This is a genomic window from Leifsonia sp. Soil_N53, assembly GCF_057655165.1.
The window spans coordinates 101,259-120,153 of sequence record NZ_JBDGMM010000063.1; the positions used below are offsets into that span (position 1 = coordinate 101,259).

At 71.6% G+C, this 18,895-nt stretch carries 19 protein-coding genes; 9 read left to right on the top strand and 10 right to left on the bottom strand.

The window, feature by feature from the left end:
- Positions 1-8: 8 nt before the first annotated feature.
- The 5 genes from AC3A3H_RS12585 to AC3A3H_RS12605 form a co-directional block, all read right to left on the bottom strand.
- The gene (locus AC3A3H_RS12585) at positions 9-869 is read right to left on the bottom strand and encodes a serine/threonine-protein kinase (RefSeq protein ID WP_487614889.1); all 861 of its coding nucleotides are present in this window, start codon (positions 867-869) and stop codon (positions 9-11) included.
- The gene (gene glgX / locus AC3A3H_RS12590; RefSeq protein WP_487614890.1) at positions 866-2,908 is read right to left on the bottom strand and encodes a glycogen debranching protein GlgX; all 2,043 of its coding nucleotides are present in this window, start codon (positions 2,906-2,908) and stop codon (positions 866-868) included. The genes AC3A3H_RS12585 and glgX overlap by 4 nt, the downstream gene beginning before the upstream one ends.
- A gap of 159 nt (positions 2,909-3,067) precedes the next feature.
- Entirely contained in the window at positions 3,068-3,838 is a 771-nt protein-coding gene (locus tag AC3A3H_RS12595; RefSeq protein WP_487614891.1) for a glucosamine-6-phosphate deaminase, read from the bottom strand.
- Positions 3,838-5,229 carry a 6-phospho-beta-glucosidase gene (locus AC3A3H_RS12600; protein WP_487614892.1) on the bottom strand — a complete coding sequence of 464 codons (1,392 nt, stop codon included), beginning with the start codon at positions 5,227-5,229 and terminating at the stop codon, positions 3,838-3,840. Before AC3A3H_RS12600 ends, AC3A3H_RS12595 begins: the two co-directional genes overlap by 1 nt.
- Positions 5,226-6,002, bottom strand: a complete 777-nt coding sequence (locus AC3A3H_RS12605) for a DeoR/GlpR family DNA-binding transcription regulator (protein ID WP_487614893.1) — start codon at positions 6,000-6,002, stop codon at positions 5,226-5,228. The genes AC3A3H_RS12600 and AC3A3H_RS12605 overlap by 4 nt, the downstream gene beginning before the upstream one ends.
- 119 nt (positions 6,003-6,121) lie before the next feature.
- On the opposite strand from AC3A3H_RS12605, the gene AC3A3H_RS12610 reads away from it, so the two are divergent.
- The 4 genes from AC3A3H_RS12610 to AC3A3H_RS12625 are packed head-to-tail and all read left to right on the top strand — an operon-like array spanning position 6,122 to position 10,211.
- Positions 6,122-7,108 (top strand): carbohydrate kinase family protein, encoded by a 987-nt coding sequence (locus AC3A3H_RS12610; RefSeq protein WP_487614894.1) that lies wholly within the window; start codon positions 6,122-6,124, stop codon positions 7,106-7,108.
- A 3-nt stretch (positions 7,109-7,111) separates the two neighbouring features.
- Positions 7,112-8,470, top strand: coding sequence for an extracellular solute-binding protein (locus tag AC3A3H_RS12615; RefSeq protein WP_487614895.1), 1,359 nt, complete (start codon positions 7,112-7,114; stop codon positions 8,468-8,470).
- Positions 8,470-9,390 (top strand): carbohydrate ABC transporter permease, encoded by a 921-nt coding sequence (locus AC3A3H_RS12620; protein WP_487614896.1) that lies wholly within the window; start codon positions 8,470-8,472, stop codon positions 9,388-9,390. Before AC3A3H_RS12615 ends, AC3A3H_RS12620 begins: the two co-directional genes overlap by 1 nt.
- Positions 9,387-10,211: a carbohydrate ABC transporter permease gene (locus AC3A3H_RS12625; protein WP_487614897.1), complete on the top strand. Its 825-nt coding sequence runs from the start codon at positions 9,387-9,389 to the stop codon at positions 10,209-10,211. Before AC3A3H_RS12620 ends, AC3A3H_RS12625 begins: the two co-directional genes overlap by 4 nt.
- 15 nt (positions 10,212-10,226) lie before the next feature.
- Here the strand turns inward: AC3A3H_RS12625 and treZ are convergent, their stop codons facing one another.
- Positions 10,227-11,978 carry a malto-oligosyltrehalose trehalohydrolase gene (gene treZ, locus AC3A3H_RS12630; RefSeq protein WP_487614898.1) on the bottom strand — a complete coding sequence of 584 codons (1,752 nt, stop codon included), beginning with the start codon at positions 11,976-11,978 and terminating at the stop codon, positions 10,227-10,229.
- On the bottom strand, positions 11,975-14,293 hold the full coding sequence (treY, locus tag AC3A3H_RS12635) for a malto-oligosyltrehalose synthase (RefSeq protein WP_487614899.1): 2,319 nt from the start codon (positions 14,291-14,293) through the stop codon (positions 11,975-11,977). The genes treZ and treY overlap by 4 nt, the downstream gene beginning before the upstream one ends.
- Before the next feature lie 183 nt (positions 14,294-14,476).
- Here treY and AC3A3H_RS12640 point away from each other — a divergent pair, with 183 nt between their 5' ends.
- Positions 14,477-14,650 carry a CsbD family protein gene (locus AC3A3H_RS12640; protein WP_434316282.1) on the top strand — a complete coding sequence of 58 codons (174 nt, stop codon included), beginning with the start codon at positions 14,477-14,479 and terminating at the stop codon, positions 14,648-14,650.
- Between the two features lie 83 nt (positions 14,651-14,733).
- Here the strand turns inward: AC3A3H_RS12640 and AC3A3H_RS12645 are convergent, their stop codons facing one another.
- Positions 14,734-15,132 carry a Rid family hydrolase gene (locus tag AC3A3H_RS12645; RefSeq protein WP_487614900.1) on the bottom strand — a complete coding sequence of 133 codons (399 nt, stop codon included), beginning with the start codon at positions 15,130-15,132 and terminating at the stop codon, positions 14,734-14,736.
- 154 nt (positions 15,133-15,286) lie between these two features.
- Here AC3A3H_RS12645 and AC3A3H_RS12650 point away from each other — a divergent pair, with 154 nt between their 5' ends.
- Positions 15,287-15,466 (top strand): hypothetical protein, encoded by a 180-nt coding sequence (locus AC3A3H_RS12650; RefSeq protein ID WP_487614901.1) that lies wholly within the window; start codon positions 15,287-15,289, stop codon positions 15,464-15,466.
- A gap of 86 nt (positions 15,467-15,552) precedes the next feature.
- Positions 15,553-15,825, top strand: coding sequence for a hypothetical protein (locus AC3A3H_RS12655; protein WP_487614902.1), 273 nt, complete (start codon positions 15,553-15,555; stop codon positions 15,823-15,825).
- A 21-nt stretch (positions 15,826-15,846) separates the two neighbouring features.
- Here the strand turns inward: AC3A3H_RS12655 and AC3A3H_RS12660 are convergent, their stop codons facing one another.
- A complete protein-coding gene (locus tag AC3A3H_RS12660; protein ID WP_487614903.1) occupies positions 15,847-16,791 on the bottom strand; it encodes an NADP-dependent oxidoreductase in 945 nt (314 codons plus the stop codon).
- Between the two features lie 114 nt (positions 16,792-16,905).
- Positions 16,906-17,856 (bottom strand): helix-turn-helix domain-containing protein, encoded by a 951-nt coding sequence (locus AC3A3H_RS12665; RefSeq protein WP_487614904.1) that lies wholly within the window; start codon positions 17,854-17,856, stop codon positions 16,906-16,908.
- An 86-nt stretch (positions 17,857-17,942) separates the two neighbouring features.
- Between AC3A3H_RS12665 and AC3A3H_RS12670 the strand changes: the two genes are divergently transcribed.
- Together AC3A3H_RS12670 and AC3A3H_RS12675 are read left to right on the top strand one after the other, a co-directional pair.
- Positions 17,943-18,164, top strand: a complete 222-nt coding sequence (locus tag AC3A3H_RS12670; protein ID WP_487614905.1) for a hypothetical protein — start codon at positions 17,943-17,945, stop codon at positions 18,162-18,164.
- Between the two features lie 50 nt (positions 18,165-18,214).
- Positions 18,215-18,859, top strand: a complete 645-nt coding sequence (locus tag AC3A3H_RS12675; RefSeq protein ID WP_487614906.1) for an HAD-IA family hydrolase — start codon at positions 18,215-18,217, stop codon at positions 18,857-18,859.
- The last annotated feature ends 36 nt before the right edge of the window (positions 18,860-18,895 follow it).

Below are 18,895 nucleotides of genomic sequence, written 5' to 3' on the forward strand. Positions count from 1 at the left end.
CTCCGAGCTCAGCGCCCGGCGGGCACCGGCGTCGCCGCGATGATCGCCTCCCGGAACGCCTGCGCCAGCTCCGCCGCCGTCGGCCGCGCCTCCGGTTCGCGGGCCGTCATCGCGCGCAGCAGCGGCGTCCACGCGTCGGGGAGGTCGTCGGGCACCGGCGGGTCCGCCCGGAGCCGCGCCAGCGCGGACTCCACCGCGTCGCCCGGGTACGTCACCGTGCGCGTGAAGCACTCCAGCAGCACCAGCCCGAGCGAGTACACGTCGCTCGCCGGCGTCGCCGCCGTGTGGGACGCCTGCTCCGGGCTCAGGTAGGCCGCCGTGCCCGTCGTGGCCGTGCCGTCCTCCTCCGTCGTCGGCGCCGCCAGGACGCCCCCGGCGATGCCGAAGTCGGTCAGGCGCGCGCGGGCCCGGAAGGTCGTGGTGCCGTAGGTCACCAGCATGATGTTCGACGGCTTGATGTCGCGGTGCACGACGCCGTTCGCGTGCACGTACTCCAGCGCCTCGGCCAGGTCGTACGCCACCTCGGCGATCTCCTCGGTGCTGAGCGCGCGTTCGCTCAGAGTCGCGGCCAGGTCGCTGCCGGCCACCAGTTCCATGACCAGGAAGGGGCGCGGATCCTTCGGGGCCGAGTAGTCGATGCCCGCGTCGATCAGCGAGACGATGCCGTGGTGGCTCAGCCGGGCGAGCGCGGTCTGCTCGGTGCGGTACTGCGCCATCTGCTCCTCTGTCGCGGAGCGGTAGAGCTTGATGGCGACCTCGCGGCCGAGGATCTCGTCGGTCGCGCGGAAGACGCTCGCCTCCCCGCCGCGGCCGATCAGCGTCTGCGGGCGGTAGCGGCCGAGCAGGGCCGGGATCGGGGTGTCGCTCATCGTCCGGCGGCCGATCGCAGCAGGGCGAACGAGGTCTCGCCGAGGATCACGCTCTCGCCGTCGTGGAGGGCGAGCTCCGGATCGCTGGAGAGCTCCAGCTCCCAGTGCGCGCCCGGCGGCTGCGGCAGCACGAAGTCCACCCCGTTCTCGGCCGCGTTGAGCAGCAGGAGGAACGAGTCCGAGCCCTCGTGCATGAGCACGAACGCGATCGTGCGCGCCTCCGGATCGGACCAGTCGTCATCGGCGAACGGCTCGCCGTCCGCCCGCACGATGCGCACCGTGTCGGACCCGCCGACCTCGGGGGCCTGCCGGTACCACTCGGGCCGGAGGGCGGGCTCGGCGCGGCGCAGGCGGATGAGCGCTGCCGTGAACTCATGCAGCTCCCAGTCCGCGTTCGCCCAGTCGAACCAGGAGAGCTCGTTGTCCTGGCAGTACGCGTTGTTGTTGCCGTGCTGGGTGCGGCCGATCTCGTCGCCGCCGAGGATCATCGGCACGCCGGCCGACAGCAGCACCGTCGCGAGGAGGTTCTTGCGCTGCCGGACGCGCACGGCGTTGATGGCGGGGTCGTCGGTCGGCCCCTCCACTCCGTAGTTGCGCGAGCGGTTGTCGGATTCCCCGTCGCGGTTGTCCTCGCCGTTCGCCTCGTTGTGCTTCTCGTCGTAGCTCGTGAGGTCGGCGAGCGTGAAGCCGTCGTGCGCGGTGACGAAGTTGACGCTCGAGAGCGGCGCCCGGCGGGAGTCCTCGTAGATGTCCGGGCTGCCCAGCACGCGCTGTGACAGCGTCCCGAGCACGCCGGAGGTGCCGCGCCAGAAGTCGCGGACGTCGTCGCGGAACTTCCCATTCCATTCCGACCAGTCGGCAGGGAACCCGCCGAGCTGGTACCCGGCGGTGTCCCACGGCTCGGCGATCATCTTGACCCGCGCGAGGACCGGGTCCTGCTGGATGAGCGTGAGGAAGGCGCTGTGCAGGCTGGCGTCGCCGCCCTGCCGGGTGAGCGTGGTGGCGAGGTCGAACCGGAATCCGTCGATGTGGTAGTCCTCCACCCAGTAGCGCAGCGAGTCCATGATGAGCCGGAGGCCGGCGGGGTGGCTCACGTTGACGCTGTTCCCGGTGCCGGTGGTGTCGAAGTAGTGCGCCCGGTCGCCCTCCACCAGCCGGTAGTAGGAGGGGTTGTCGATGCCCTTGAAGCTGTACGTCGGCCCGAGGTCGTTGCCCTCGGCGGTGTGGTTGTAGACGACGTCGAGGATGACCTCCAGCCCGGCCGCGTGCAGCGCCTTGACCATGCCCTTGAACTCGTCGACCTGGTGCCCGGTGTCGCCGGTCGCGGCGTACTCGTTGTGCGGCGCGAAGAAGCCGATGGAGTTGTAGCCCCAGTAGTTGCGGAGGCCCTTCTCCTGCAGGTGCGGGTCCTGCACGAACTGGTGCACCGGCATCAGCTCGACCGCGGTGACGCCGAGGTTCTTCAGGTACTCGACGGCCGCGGGGTGGGCGAGTCCGGCGTAGGTGCCGCGGAACTCCTCGGGCACCCACTCCATCAGCCGGGTGAATCCCTTGACGTGGGTCTCGTAGATGATGGTCTCGCTGAGCGGGGTCGACGGGCGCTCGTGATCGCCCCAGTCGAACTCCTGGCGGTCGATGACGACGCCGAGCGCGACGTGCCGCGCGCCGTTCGTATCGCTGCGCCGCTTGGGCCGGCCGAGCTGGTGGCCGAAGACGGCCTGCGAGTTGTCCCAGGAGCCGGTGACGGCGCGGGCGCGCGTCGGCAGCAGCACCTTCGCGGGCGAGAAGCGCAGCCCGTTCGCCGGGTCCCACGGGCCGGCGACCCGGAGCCCGTAGCGCGTTCCGGGGACGAGGCCGGCGACGAAGCCGTGGAACACGTGACCGGTGCGGTTCGGGAGCTCGGTGCGCCGCTCGCGGCCGCGTGCGTCGAAGATCGAGACGCTGACGCTGGTCGCGTTCTCGCTGTAGACGGCCGCGTTGGCGCCGCCCTCGACGAGCGTGAGGCCGAGCGGATACGGGAGGGAGCCGTCGCCGCTCACCGGGCCGCCCAGAGGGCTCGGGCGCGCAGGGTGCGCGGAAGGGGGCAGAGCTGGGACACGGTGCCTCCGATGATCGTCAGACCGAAAGGCTACCTGCGCACGACCGGAGGCGGGAAGCGGTTGACACGGGCCGTGCCGACCGCTAACCCGCTCACGCGCTTACGCCTGCGCTGCCGACGCGAGGTCGCGGCTCTGCAGGCCGGCCCGGTCGAGCCGCGCTGCCGCGGCCTCGTCCAGGACGAGCACGGTGTCCGGATGCGTCTGCAGGACCGACGCCGGGCACTCCACCGAGAGCGGCCCTTCGACCGCGGCCCGGACGGCCTCCGCCTTCCGCTCCCCGAGCGCGACGAGCACGATGCGGCGCGCCCGCATGATCGTGCCGAGCCCCTGAGTCACGGCGTGCGTCGGCACGTCGGCGAGAGCGGGGAAGAACCGGGCGTTGTCCCGCCTGGTGCGCTCGCTGAGCTCGACGACGCGGGTGTGCGTCGCGAACGCCGAGCCGGGCTCGTTGAACCCGATGTGCCCGTTCGCGCCGATGCCGAGCACCTGGATGTCGACGCCCGACTCCTCGATGGCCCGCTCGTACTGCTCGGCGGCCGCTGCGAGGTCGGCGGCTGCGCCGTCGGGGACGCGCACGGCGGCCGGGCGCATCCGCAGCGGTGCGGTGACCGTGCGGTCGATGACCGTGCGGTAGCTCCGCGGATCGGCCGGGTCGAGACCGACGTACTCGTCGAGCGCGAAGCCGCTCGCCCGCGACAGGTCCAGCTCGCCGCGCTCCACCCGCCGGGCCAGCGCCGTGTAGGCGCCGAGCGGCGAGTCCCCGGTGGCGAGGCCGAGCACCGCGTCCGGGCGCTCGGCCACGACCGCGGCGAGCTCCGCCGCCGCCGACTCGCCGACCTCGGCGGGGGTCGGCAGGACGACGACCCGCATCAGCGTCCCGCCGGAGCGAGACCTGCGCCGACCGGCGCGCCGCCGAAGAGCTCGGCCAGCTGCGGGTGCGCCGCGGTGTAGCCGCGGAGCAGCTCGCGCGCGGTCGGGACGCTCTCGACCAGCGGGTGCAGCGCGAAGGCGAGGAGCGCCTCCGTCTCCGACCCGGTGAGGGCGGCGGCGATCGCGTGACGCTCGACCTCTTTCACCTGCGACATCAGACCGAGCTGGTGCAGGCTGGGGGCCGGGACCGAGAGCGGGTGGGCCCCGTTGGCGTCGACGAGCGTCGGCACCTCGATGACCGCGTCGTCCGGAAGGCCGGCGATCGTGCCGCGGTTGCGCACGTTGAGGATCATGGTCGCCTGCTCGTTGCGCGTGATCGCGTTCATCACGCCGAGCGCGACGCCCGCGTAGCCCTGGTCGGCCGGGTCGAAGGACGCCTCGTGGTGGTGCGCCGGCTCGTCCTGCGTGCCGCCGGTCGCCTCCGCCATGTAGGAGGCGCTCCGCCGCTCGACGGTGCGCCGCCACAGCCCGGCCTTGTCGCCGGCGTCGCGGGAGAGCTCCCAGAACTCGGACTGCGTGCGGGCGAGGAAGTCGCCGCGGGTCGTGCCCGCCTCGATCATCGCCCGGACCGCGTCGCGGTTGTAGTAGTAGTAGTAGAGGTACTCGTTGGGGATCACGCCGAGTTCGCGGATCCACTCGGTGCCGAAGACCTGACCCTCCTCGAGCTCTCCGAGCAGCCGGTCGTCGGCGAGGAACTCGGGCAGGATGTCGCGGCCGTCGTAGTACACCCCGCGCATCCAGCCGAGGTGGTTGAGCCCGACGTAGTCCATGTGGATGCGGCTCTGGTCGACGCCGAGCGCCGCCGCCACCCGCCGGCCCAGCCCGGAGGGCGTGTCGCAGATGCCGACCACGCGGTCGCCCAGGACGCCCTGCATGGCCTCGGTGATGATGCCCGCGGGGTTTGTGAAGTTCATCACGAAGGCGTTCGGCGCGAGCCGCTTGATCGTCTCGGCGACGCCGACCATCACGGGGACCGTGCGGAGCGCGTAGGCGATCCCGCCCGGACCGGTGGTCTCCTGGCCGAGCACGCCGAGGTCGAGCGCGACGTGCTCGTCGCAGCGCCGGCCCTCCAGCCCGCCGACGCGGATGGCGGAGAAGACGAAGTCGCTGCCGGCGATGGCCTCGTCGAGCGAGGTCGTGGTGGTCAGTCGCGGCGCACCGGGCGTGCCGGCGGCCAGCTGCGTCAGCAGGGCCGCCATCGTCGCGAGCTTGTCGGCATCCACGTCGTAGAGGCACACCTCATCGACGCGGGGGCTGCCCGTGTCCCGGAGCATGGCCTGCCAGACGTAGGGCGTACGGAATCCACCGCCGCCGAGGATGCTCAATTTCATGCGATCACGACCTCTCCGCCGCTCGCGCGGCACAATTCGATGGCTTCGGCCGGGGCGCCGTCGGTCGTGACGAGCACGTCGACGTCGGAGAGCGCGCACACACGGAGCGCACCCGTCCCGGGGAACTTGGCTTCGCTGGCGAGCAGGACGACCTTGTCGCTCGCCGCGATCATCGCTTGCTTGAGGGGGGTCTCCACCGCCATGTCGTCGACGATCGCTCCGCCCGCCCGGACGCCGGTGCAGGAGAGGAACATCACGTCGGCGCTGATCTGCTGCAGCGACGACACGGTGAGCGATCCGACCAGGGTGCGCATGTTGCGGCGGAGGACGCCGCCGAGCAGCACGACCCGCACGGCGCTGTCGTTGCGGAGCTCGTCGAAGACGGCGAGGTTCGAGGTGACGACCGTGATGTCCCTGCCGCGCAGCATCCGCGCCAGGAACGGCGTCGTCGTGCCGATGTCGAGGAGGACGACGCTGCCGTCCTCCACGAACTCGAGCGCGGCCTTCGCCACGCGCACCTTGAGGTCGATGTCGGCACTGTCGTCATAAGGGGTCTCGGGCGACTCTGCGCCCTCCTGGACCGTCATGCCCGAGCGGAGCAGGACGGCGCCGCCGTAGCTGCGCGTGAGCTCGCCGTTGCGGTCGAGGATCTCGAGGTCCCTGCGGATCGTGGAGGCGCTGACACCGAGCGTCTCGGCCAGTTCGGGGACGCTGGCGGTCCCGCTGGCCCGCAGCTCGTTCAGGATGCGCTGGCGCCGTTCACTCACGATCATGCTCATCACGATAGCCGAAACATGCGCGAAATACGCAAACATGCGCAAACTTGGTCAAACCTGCGCAAGGGTGTTACGGTGTCCCGCATCCGTCCGGAGAAGTGCGAAGGAGTGAACTCTTGCATCACCGTCTGTCCCGACCCGGGGCCCTGCTCTTCACCGGGGACGTGTTCTGCGACCTGGTCTTCACGGGCGCCGACGTGCCGGTCCTCGGACAGGAGACCTACGCCGACCGGTTCGGCATCGCCGCCGGCGGCGCGGCCATCCGGGCGATGGCGGCGGCGCGGCTCGGCGCGGACTCCCGGCTGGTGGCCACGATGGGCGACGACGTCATCGGGTCGCACATCCACGCGCTCCTCCGCGCAGAGCCGAACCTCGACGTCGAGGAACTGGCGACGGTCGCGGGCTACCAGACCCCGATCAGCGTGGCGATCTCCGGCCCGCACGACCGCGGCTTCCTCACCTACGTGGAGGAGCACCCGGTCGCGGTCCCGCAGCGGCGCGACGATGTCGCCGCCGCACACGTCGACGTGGCCGACGCGGCCAGCGCGTGGGGCCGCGAGCTGCGCGAGGCCGGGACGGTGCTCGTCGGCGGGGTCGGCTGGGACGCGAGCGGCGAATGGTCCAGCGGGCTGCTCGCCCAGCTCGGCAACGTCGACGTCTTCGTCCCGAACCACGACGAGGCGATGGCGTACACCCGCACCGGCGATCCCGTCGCCGCCGCCCGCGCCCTGGCCGAGCACGTCGGGCTCGCCGTCGTCACGCGCGGAGCGGACGGCGTGGTCGCCGTCGACTCGGCCAACGGCGAAGAGGCCGAGGTGCGCGGCATCCGCGTCGCGGCCGTCGACCCGACCGGCGCCGGTGACGTGTTCACCGCCGCCCTCATGACGTCCTTCGGCGAGGAATGGACCCTCGCCGAACGACTCCGCTTCGCGACAGCGACGGCCGCCTACTCGGTGACCGGGCTGGGCGGGGGCGCGAGCGCACCGACTCCTGGAGAGCTCATCGGCTTCGTCGAACGACACGCCGCGGACTCCGACTGGGGCTTCCTCCACGCTTGGAGCCGGCGAGCGCCGCTCCAGCAGACCACGGCAACAGAAAGGTAATCCATGAAGAAGCAGTTCACCGCCCTAGCGGTCGGCGCGCTCACCGCGGCGACAGCGCTGCTCCTGGCAGGCTGCGCGCCGGGGACGTCGGGGACCGGCTCCGACACGTCGAAGGTCACGGCCTCCAAGACCGTGGAGTCCGGGAAGTACACGCTGACCGTCTGGGATCAGAACAACACCGGCGACATCGACACGGCGCAGAAGAAGCTCAACGCGGAGTTCGAGAAGAAGTACCCGAACGTCACGATCAAGCGCAACAGCCAGTCGTTCTCCGACCTGAAGACGACACTGAAGCTCGCCCTGTCCGGCAACAACCCGCCGGACGTCGTGCAGGCCAACCAGGGTTACCCCGACATGGGCGCGTTCGTCTCCGGAGGGATGCTCGCCCCGCTCGACGACTACTCGTCGCTGTACGGCTGGGCCCACTACTTCCCCTCCAACCTGCTCGCGCTCAACACCTTCAGCTCCGACGGCAAGCACTGGCAGACCGGCAACCTCTACGGGGTCTCGAACACCGGCGAGTTCGTCGGGGTCTACTACAACAAGAAGATCCTGAGCAGCCTCGGGGTGGAGGCGCCCAAGACCCTCGACGACCTGACCGCCGACCTCGCGAAGGCGAAGGCCGCCGGTGTCGAGCCGATGGCGTACGGCGACCTCGAGAAGGTGCGCGGCATCCAGCTCTACGGCGTGGTCCAGGCCGCGACGGCCGGGGCCAAGGCGGTCCAGGACCTCGTCGCGGGCAAGGCCGGCGCGTGGACGGACACGGCGAACGTCGACGCCGCCGCGACCATCCAGAGCTGGGCGCAGAAGGGCTACCTGCCGGCCGACGCGAACGGTGTCTCCCAGGACGCCGCGGTCGCCGACTTCGGCAAGGGCAAGGCCGCGTTCATCATCGACGGCACGTGGGACATGTCCACGATCGGCTCGGCCCTCGGCCAGTCGAACGCCGGCATGGTCGCGCTCACGCCCGCCGGCGCCTCCGCGCCGGTGACGCAGGGCGGCGAGGGCCTGGCCTGGGCGATGACGTCCAAGTCCGCCCACCCGAACGCGGCGGCGGCCTACATCGACTTCATCTCCGGCCGCGACAGCGCCCAGACGATGATCGACGCGAACAGCCTGCCGACCGTGCTGCCGGCCGGCCACACGTCCCAGGCCGGGACGCTGAACGCCAGCGTCTACGACCAGTACGCCTCGCTGACCGCCGGCAAGAGCATCGTGCCCTACCTCGACTACTCGACGCCGACGTTCTACACGACGCTGACCGCGGCCATGCAGGACCTCACCGCCCAGAAGACCACCCCGCAGCAGTTCTCCCAGACGCTGCAGGCCGACTACTCGGGCTTCGTCTCCGGAAACAAGTGATGGCCCAGACCCTTATCGCGACTGCCACCGACGCCCCGCGCACCCGCGCGCGGCGCCGGTGGCAGCCGGCCGCCTACCTGTACGTCGCGCCGTCCGTGCTGGTGCTGGCCGCGTTCATCGTGGTCCCGCTCCTGCAGACCTTCCAGTACTCGTTCTACGACTGGAACGGCATCGGGGCGTCGACCTGGGCCGGGCTGAAGAACTACGCGGCCGTCTTCACCGACGTCCACCTGCGGGACGCGTTCCTGCACGTGTCCGTGCTGCTCCTCTTCTATGCGGCCATCCCGGTGATCCTCGGCCTCGGCCTGACGATCGTGCTCTCGCACGCCAACCGGCTCCGCGGCGTGGGTTTCTTCCGCACGGTGCTGTTCCTCCCGCAGGTGATCGCCTCGGTGGTGGTCGGCACCATCTGGGTGTCGATCTACGCACCGCACGGCCTCCTGAACCAGGCGCTCGGGATGATCGGGCTCGGGGACCTGTCCCGGGCGTGGCTCGGCGACTACACCTTCGCGCTGGTCGCGATCGGCTTCATCGGGACCTGGGTGAACACCGGCCTGTGCCTGGTGCTCTTCCTCGGCGGCGTGCAGAACATCGAGCCGTCCGTGTTCGAGGCCGCCCGGATCGACGGCGCCGGGCCGTTGCGCGAGTTCTTCGGCGTGACGCTCCCCGCGCTGCGCGGCCAACTCGCGATCGCGCTGACGCTGACGGTGACGGCGACCCTCAAGTCGTTCGACATCGTCTACATCACCACACAGGGCGGCCCGGGCACCAGCACCACCGTCCCCGCCTTCGAGGCGTTCAACCGCGCCTTCAACACCGGCCAGGTGGGATCGGCGGCCGCTGTCGCGATCGCCCTGACCGTCCTCATCATGGTGATCTCGTGGCTGATCACCCGCCTGCAGCCGAAGGAGACCGCATGAGAATCGGCAGGGTCGAGAAGACCGTCGACTACATCATCCTGAGCGTCTTCGCGCTGTTCGCTCTGCTGCCGCTGGTCGGCGTGCTGTTCTCGTCGGTCATCCCCGCGGCCGACAACACCGGCGGATTCCAGCTGCCCCGGACCGTCCGGCTGCAGAACTACACCGATGCCTGGACGGAGGGCCACTTCTCGTCCTACATGGCCTCCAGCGTCCTGGTCGCCGTCGCCGTCGTCGTCCTCACGTTCGTGCTGGCGACGCTCGCCGGCTTCGCGTTCGCACGGATGACGTTCCCGGGCTCGGGCGTCCTGTTCTTCGTCCTGCTCGTGGGGCTGATGCTCCCCGAGGAGGCGTTCATCATCCCGCTCTACTTCAACCTGCGCACGGCAGGACTCACCGACACGTACTGGGCGCTGATCCTGCCGCAGACGGCGCAGTCGCTGGGCTTCGCCGCGTTCTGGATGCGCAACCACTTCCGCGCGTTCCCCGGCGAGATCATCGAGGCCGCCCGGCTCGACGGCGCGACGGACCGCCGCCTGCTCTGGCGGGTGCTCGTCCCGGCGTCCTGGCCGTCGATCGCGACGATGGCGGTCCTGGTGGGCATGTGGACGTGGAACGAGTTCCTCATCCCGCTGGTGATGATCACGCAGGATCAGCTCAGGACCGCGCCGCTCGGCCTGGCGTTCTTCCAGGGCCAGCACATGACGAACTATTCGCTGCTCTCCGCGGCCGGCGTGCTCATCGCGCTGCCGATCATCATCCTGTACCTGGTCCTCCAACGCCGCCTGATCAGCGGCATCGCCGGAGGCGTCGGGACGCGCTGAGCAGCAGCGGATCGGTCAGTCACCCCCTTCCGCGTCGGCCGCGCGGGACGCCGGGGTCACGCGCACCGTGTCCCCGAAGGCGGCGAGCACCCCGCCTTCGGCGTCGTCATCCGGTAGCGGGCCGTCCAGCGCGACCTCCACCCGGAGGCGCCCGCGGGTGAAGGCGAACACGCCGTCCGAGTACCGGACATGCGTGGCACGTGCGTCCGCCGGCACCGCGCGGCGCAGCTCGATGAGCCGCCGATACCAGGCGAGCAGTCGCGCGTGGTCCGGGTCGGCCAGCTCGGACCAGTCCAGCTTCGCGCTCGCGAACGTGGCCGGGTCCTGCGGGTCGGGGACCACGGCCGGGTCCCAGCCCATCCGCGAGAACTCGGCGATGCGCCCGGTGCGGGTCGCCTCCGCCAGTTCGGGCTCCGGGTGGGAGCTGAAGAACGGCCACGGCGTGCTCGCCCCCCACTCCTCGCCCATGAACAGCATGGGCGTGAACGGACCCAGCAGGACCAGCGCCGCCGCGGCCGCGAGCCGCCCTTCGTCGAGGGTGGCGGTCAGGCGGTCGCCGATCGCGCGGTTGCCGATCTGGTCGTGGTTCTGGCTGAAGGCGACGAGGCGGGTGAACGGCATCCCGGCATCGAGCGGTCTGCCGTGCCGCCGTTCGCGGAAGCTCGACCAGGTGCCGTCATGGAAGAAGCCGCGCTCGAAGACCTTGACCAGCGAACCGGGCCCGGCGAAGTCCGCGTAGTAGCCGCTCGTCTCCCCGGTGAGGTTGACGTGGACGGCGTGATGCACGTCGTCGTCCCACTGCGCGTCGAGGCCGTAGCCGTGCCGGCGCCGTTCGCGGATCAGCTTCGGGTCGTTGAGGTCGCTCTCGGCGATCAGCGTCGCCTGCCGTCCGGTCGTCTCGCCGACGGTGGCGGCCTCCCGTGCGAGCGCTTCGAGGATGTGCTCGGCGCTGCTGTCCTGGAGCGCGTGCACCGCATCCAGCCGCAGGCCGTCGACGTGCATGTCGCGCAGCCAGAACGCCGCGTTGTCGAGGATGAGCCGGCGCACCTCGCCGGACTTCGGACCGTCCAGATTGACGGAGGAACCCCAGGTGTTGCGACCCTCGCTCAGGTATGGGCCGAACACCGGGAGGTAGTTGCCGCTCGGCCCGAGGTGGTTGTAGACGACATCCTGGATGACGGCGATGCCGCGGCGGTGGCAGGCTTCCACGAATCGCTGGTACGCGTCGGGCCCGCCGTACGGCTCGTGCACGGCGAACCAGAGCACACCGTCGTAGCCCCAGCCGTGCGGCCCGTTGAAGGCGTTGACCGGCAGCAGTTCGACCGCGTCGACGCCGAGCCCGACGAGGTGATCGAGCCGCGCGGCCGCCGCGTCGAGTGTCCCCTCCGGGGTGAAGGTGCCGACGTGGAGCTCGTAGCTGACGCGGCCGGTCAGTGGGCGGGGCCGCCAGTCGTGGTCGGTCCAGGCGAACGCGCCCGGATCCCACTCGCGGCTCAGCCCGTGGACGCCGTCCGGCTGGCGCTGCGAGCGCGGGTCGGGATAAGGGCCGGCGCCGTCGACGACGAATCCGTAGTCGAGCGGGCCGTGGGCTGGGCCGGCCGAGTCGCCCGACCGGCCGCCCTCGAACGGCGTCGGCAGCCGCCACCACCCGTCGGCGGCCCTGCGCGCCGGATGCCGCCCGTGTCCGGCGACCTCCACCTCCACGGTGTTCGCATCCGGCGCCCAGACCGGGAAGGTGCGCGCGGGAGAGGTGCCCTCCGCGGTCATCGGACCACCGCCAGCAGTGCGACGGGGAACCGATCGAGGACCTCCGCGAGCCGAGCCGTGCCGCTCACCTCGCGCCCGGTCAGCTCGTCCCGGTAGGTTTCGGGCCCGACTTCCACGTTCGTCTCGCCCCAGCCGCCCGCCTCGGCCAGCCCGTACGGCAACCGGGTGGCGAGGGTGATCGCCCCGCCGCGGTCGAACGCCAGGAGGTGCCGTTCGTGCGGCCCCGACGCCGTCACCGGGCGGTACTCCGCGAAGAGCTCGGGTCGGTCGCGGCGCAGCCGCAGCGCCCGGGAGGTCACGAGCACTTTCGCCGCCCCCGACGAGTCGAGCGGCGGCAGCCAGCCCTCGTCGAGGTGAGCGAGCAGCCCGGCCGCGGCGTCGAACTCGACCGGACGCCGGTTGTCGGGGTCGACGAGCGACCGGTCCCAGCGCTCCGAGCCCTGGTAGACGTCGGGGACGCCCGGCATCGTGAGCTGGACGAGCTTCGCGCCCAGCCCGTTGCTCGCGCCGGGGGCGTCCACGATCGCAGAGATCGCGGCCACCTCCGCGGCCACCCGCCGATCGTCGAACGCCGCGTCCACCAGTTCGCCGAGCGCGCCCTCGAACGCCGGGTCCGGATCCGTCCAGCTGGTGCTCGCGCCGGCCTCCCGCGCGGCCTTGAGCGCGTACGCGTGGAGTCGGTCCCTGGAGGCCGGCCACGCGCCGACGATCGACTGCCAGAGCAGGTTCTCGAGCGACCCGTCGCCGGTCGACACGCGCTGCCGCACGGCCGCGAGGAACCGCGCCCAACGCTCGGGCAGCTCGGCCAGCACTGCGATCCGCGCCCGGGTGTCTTCGCTGCGCTTGGTGTCGTGGGTGCCGAGTGTCGTCAGCGAGAGCGGGAGGTCGTCCGCCCTCCGCTGCTGCAGGCGGTGGAAGCCTTCCGCCGGGAGCGCGAACTCGGCCGGGTCGCCACCGACCTCGGTCAACGATGTCAGCCGGCTGAACCGGTAGAACGCGTTGTCCTCCACACCCTTGGCCATGATCGCGCCGCTGGTCTGCTGGAAGCGAGCGGAAGCGGGGGAGAGGGCTCCGTCTGGGCCGGGCGCGAACGCCGTGCCGAGTGTCCGGAGCGCGTCCGCGAGGTCCGGCCGTGCCTCGGACGCGGCGTCGAGCGCCGCCCGCAGGTGGTCGGCGCCGAACGGGAGGTAGCTGCGGTAGACCGGGAAGCTCGCCGCCAGCTCGGCAACGGCATCGGCCAGGGTGTCCGCGGCTTCGCCCGCAGCGTCCTCGCCGAGTTCGCGCACCACCCGCAGCACCTCCGAGCGCAGGATCCCGTCCGCCGCGGCACGCTTGCGGCGGTGCACCAGCCCCGGCCAGTCCCGGCTCTCCTCGCGGGCGTCGTGCTCCTCCGCCAGAGCCGTCAGCGGTTCCTCGCCCGCGGGATCGACGAACACCCGGTCGACGATCCCGAGCGCGTCATACCCCGTCGTGCCCGCGATCGGCCAGCTCGGGATGCGCTCGTCGCCCTCCAGGATCTTCTCCACCCAGATCGGCCGCCCGTCCGTCAGCTCCGCCAGTCGGCGCAGGTAGTCGCCGGGATCGCGCAGACCGTCCGGATGGTCCACGCGGAGCCCGTCCACGATGCCGTCGCGCAGCCAGCGGCCGATCTCGGCGTGCGTGTCCTCGAAGACCCGCGGATCCTCCACGCGCACCCCGGCCAGCGTGTTCACCGCGAAGAACCGGCGGTAGTTCAGCTCGGCGTCGGCCCGGCGCCACGAGATCAGCTCGTAGTGCTGTCGGCCGTGCACATCGCGCGGCGACGCGAATTCCGTGCCGGGCGCGATCGGGAAGCGGTGCTCGTAATACACGAGCTCGCCGTCCACGACGCGCAGCGCATCCTCCTCGCCCGGCTCGTCGCCGAGGACGGGTATGCGCAGCCGGCCGCCGCCGAACGCCCAGTCGATGTCGAAGTGGTCCGCGTACGCGGAGTCCTGGCCCAGGCGGAGGACATCCCACCACCACGGGTTCTCCCGCGGCACGGCGACGCCGAGGTGGTTCGGCACGATGTCGACGATGACCTGGAGGCCGCGCAGGTGGGCCGCCTCCGCGAACTCGCGCAAAGCCTCCGGGCCGCCCCGCGCCTCGTCCACCCGGGTCGGGTCGACCACGTCGTACCCGTGCGCGGAGCCGGCGGCCGACTGGAGCAGCGGCGACAGGTAGACGGCGCCCGCGCCGAGGCGGTGCACGTGATCGAGAACCTGTGCGGCGTCGCGCAGCGTGAAGTCGGGGGTTATCTGGAGGCGGTAGGTGCTGGTCGGTACGTCGTGGTTCACACCATGGATTCTTTCGCGCGGCGCACCGCGCTGGAAGGGGGTGGACATTCCCGTGGAGAAACCGTGGCCGGGAGCTTCCTGTGGAGGAGTGAGGGGATTGAAAAACCGGGTCGGCTGTGCACCCTGGACCCGTCCCCGACTGCGTGGGAACGTCGGCGGCGACCCGAGCGAAAGGGGAACACGATGGGACTCGACGACAAGATCGAGAACGCCGCGGAGAACGCGGGCGGCAAGGCCAAAGAGGCGACCGGAAAGGCCACGGGCAACGAGCGCCTCGAAGCCGAAGGCAAGGGGGATCAGGCCAAGGCGGACCTCAAGAACGCCGGCGAGAAGGTGAAGGACGCCTTCAAGCACTGACGGAGCCGCGCCTCCGAGCCGTGCCGGCCCCCGCCCCGACAACGTGGGCGGGGGCTTTCCGCGTCGTAACGCGGTCTACTTCCCTAACCCGGAAGCGCCGCGATCGCGCCGATCTCGATCAGCGCCCCTGGCACTCCCAGTCCGGCGACGAGCGACGCCGTCACCAGCGGGGGTGCACCGTCTCGGGCGAGCTGCCCCGCGATCGCGCCGTAGGCGGCGCCGACGTCGGCTCCCACGTCGATGAGGACGAACCACTGCACGACGTCGTCGAGCCCGGCTCCCGCCGCGGCGAGGGCGACCCGCGCGTTGTCGAGGGCGCGCGCAGCCTGCGCGCCGACCTCGGGCGACACGATCGCGCCGGTCTCGTCGACGCCGTTCTGGCCGCCGAGATAGACGGTGGCGGACCCGGGCGGGACGACGGCGACATGGCTGAAGGCGGGGCTGCGGACGAGCCCGTCCGGCTGGAAGAAGGTGACGGCCATGCCGACATCCTGGCAGCCACCACCGACGGCCGGGCAGCCCTGCCCGGTTCACGTGAAAGGGAGGTCGCGCCGGCGCGAATGCGCAGGTGAAATCCAGCATGTTCACGCGCATACGGCCGCGGGACGCTGCAACGGAGGTCCGATACTCGCATCCATGAACACCAAGACTCAGACCGTCGTCGACACCGATCAGGCCGTGCCGCACGTCGAGCACGCCACCAGTGTGGTGACCGGCCAGCCGATCCTCATCCGCTGCGAATGCCCGCTGGGACGCGATCACACCTACCCCGAGTGGCAGGAGCGCTTCGGTGGCACGTCGACGACGAGTGAGTGACAGCGCGCGCGAGGTCGGCTTCGAACTCGGTCGGAGCCGCGTGTCCGACCTGGCGCACGCCCGTCGCGCGGAGTAGCTTGCGCTCCATGGGCGACCAGGTGGAGCGCGCCCGGGCGTGGCGTCGCGTCGGGGTGGGAGCGGTGTTCGCCGTCCTCGCCATGATCGCCACCGTCGTGCTCGCCGTGCTCATCCCCACCCAGGGGGAGAACCCGCGGGCGTGGGGGATCGTCGTGTGCGGCGCCGTGACGGTGCTGGTGTTCACGCAGCTCGCTCTGCGCAACTGGAGGCTGCTCAAGCACTACCGCGGCGACGACCTCCCCGTCGCGCACGCCGTCCACCGCCGCCTGCTGCACCACTGAGGCCTGCTGCACCACTGAGGCCTACGGCAGCAGGATCACCTTCCCGCCCGGATGCCCCGCCTCCACCAGCCGCGCCGCGTCGGCCGCCTCGACCAGGGGGAAGGTCCGTGCGATATCCAGCTCGAACTCGCCCGCTCCGATGAGGTCGAGCGCGAGTGCGTAGGCGTCGTCGCGCAGCCGGAGTTCCTCCTCGGTGAGCGGCACCGGATTGCCGCCGCCCCACGCCCGGATGCCCAGCTCGGCCGCGCGCGGGCCGACCACGATGGTGCCGATCCGGGAGCGGTCGTCGACCAGCGCGAAGGAGGCCTCCAGCGCCTCGTCCGAGCCGATCGCGTCGAGGATGAGGTCGTAGCCGTCCGGCGCTGCGGCCCGCAGCCGGTCGAGTAGCCCGGGGCCGTACGCGACGGGGACCGCGCCCAGCTCGCGCAGGCGCGCATGGTTCTCCGGCGACGCCGTCGCCACGACAGTGGCGCCCATCCGCCGGGCGAGCTGGATCGCCGCGCGTCCAACGCTGCCGGAGCCGCCGTGGACGAGCAGCGTGGTGCCGGGACCGACGCCCATCGAGACCAGCACCTGGTGCGCGGTGCCTACGGGGACGCCGATCGCAGCTGCCTGCTCCCAGCTCACGCCGGCCGGCTTGCGCACCAGTCGCGAGGCCGGCGCGACCAGGTGCGTCGTGTACGCGCCGTGCGCGCCGCGGACGATGACCTCGTCACCCGGCGCCCAGTCGCCCACACCCGACCCGACCGAGAGCACGACCCCTGCCGCATCGGTGCCCGGCACGCGCGGCGCGGTGATCGGCGGTGTGGGGCGATCGCCGCTGCGCAGCTTGCCGTCGATCGGGTTCACCCCGGCGGCGCGCACCGCCACGACCACGCCGTCCTCGGGCGCCACGGGATCGGGGACCGTCACCACCTCGAGCACGTCGGGACCGCCGAGTCGGTCGTACTGGATCTGGGTGGCCATGTGCGGAGGTCCTTCCGTCGCGTCGGTGTGACTGTCCTTCGAGTCAACCGGCGGGCGGGCGGATTGTTCCCGCGGAGATCGCTGTCGGCGTGGGCCACTCCGGCCGCCGGCCGGTCAGTTCGACGCGAACGCCGCCCGGTAACGCGTCGGCGGCACACCGACCTCCGCGTCGAAGTGGTGCCGCAGCAGCGTCGCGCTCGCGAACCCGCTGCGGCGGGCGACCTCCTCGACGGGCAGCTCGGTGGTCTCCAGCAGCAGCCGCGCGTGGAGGACACGCTGCGTCGTGAGCCACTGCATCGGCGGCACCCCGGTCTCGGCGACGAAGCGCCGCGAGAAGCTCCTGGTCGACATGTGGGTGCGGGCGGCGAGGCCGGAGACGGTGTGGTTCTCGTCGAGAGTGGTGGTGAGGTGGTCCAGCAGCTCGCTGAACGTGTCGTCCTCGCAGTCGGAGACCGGCTTCTCGATGTACTGACGCTGGCCGCCGTCGCGCTGCGGGGGCACGACCATGTTGCGCGCGATCGTGTTGGCGACCGCGCTGCCGAGCTCGCGCCGCACCAGGTGGAGGCAGGCGTCGATGCCGGCGGAGGTCCCCGCGCTCGTGATGACCGTGCCGTCGTCGATGAACAGCACGTCCGGGTCCACCTTCGCGAGCGGGAAGCGGCGCTGCAGCGCGTCGGCGTACCGCCAGTGCGTCGTGCACTCGCGGCCGTCGAGCAGGCCGGCGGCGCCGAGCACGAAGGCGCCGGAGCAGACGCTGAGCAGGATGGCGCCGCGGGCGTGGGCGCGGCGGAGGCCGTCGATCAGCTCCGGCGGGTACTCGTCGCGGATGGTGGCGGCGGGCACGGCGATGAGGTCGGCGTCCTCCATGGCCTCGAGCCCGTACGGCGCGATGAGCTGCACGCCGGTCTCGTTGCGGATGGGCTCGCCGGGGGTGGCGGAGCAGACCCGGAAGTCGAACGGCTCGATGCCCGCGTAGCTGCGGTCGAGGCCGAACACCTCGCAGATGACGCCGAACTCGAACATCGCGAACTCGTCGATGACGGGCACGGCCACGCGCTTCAACATGTCACCCAGTGTACTGGCCGTATCTTTACGAAGATAGACCCGAAGCCATATGGTGGCCGAATATTTTCGCTCGTAACGTTGATGTCATGGCAAACGGAACATGGGCACAGGGAATCGAACACGGCTGGGTGGCCCGCCCGGTCCGGACCAACGGCGGCCAGCCGAGCGCGCCGCGCCGGCGCCGCTTCGTGCTGAGCGACTGGCTCCCCGCGGCGGTCGCCGCGCGCGGAGGCCGCGTCACCCGCGAGACCGAGCGTGGGCTCGCGGACCTGCGCGCCGCACAGGACGCGCGGTCGACCGGGCGCTGACCGCTCAGGGCACACGGGCTCCCGTCGCGTGCGCCGCCTAGGCTGGTCCGATGGAGATCAGCGCTTCGGGATTCCTCTTCGACATGGACGGCACGCTCGTCGACTCGCACGCCGTCGTCGAGGCGGTCTGGAGCGAGTTCGGCGAACGGCACGGGCTGGAGCCCGCAGCGATCCTCGCGTACGCGCACGGCAGGCAGGCCGTCGACACGGTCGCGCACTTCCTCCCGGAGGTCCCCGCCGCGAAGCGCGCCGAGTTGGTCGCCGGGCTCGTGGCCGAGGAGGTCACGCGCACCGACGGCATCGTGGAGGTGCCGGGAGCGGCCGCGCTGCTGACGGCGCTCGCCGAGCCCGGCATCCCCGTTGCGATCGTCACGAGCGCCCCGCGCGAGCTCGCGGTCGTGCGGCTGCGCGCCGCGGGCGTCCCCGTGCCGGCCGTGCTGGTCGCCGCCGAGGACGTCTCGCGCGGCAAGCCCGATCCGCAGGGCTACCTGCTCGCCGCCGAGCGCCTGGGCGTGCCGATCGAGCGCTGCGTCGTGTTCGAGGACGCCGAAGCCGGCCTCCTCGCCGCCGCCGCTTCGGGAGGCCGGGTCGTGGTCGTCGGAGGCCACACGTCCGCGACGACCGCGGGGCTGGAGCGGCTGCGCGATTACACCGGCGCCGTGCCCGGCATCGAGAGCGCGTCGCTGCCCTCCTGACCCGCGCGAGACACAGGGTTGACGCCCCACCCCATC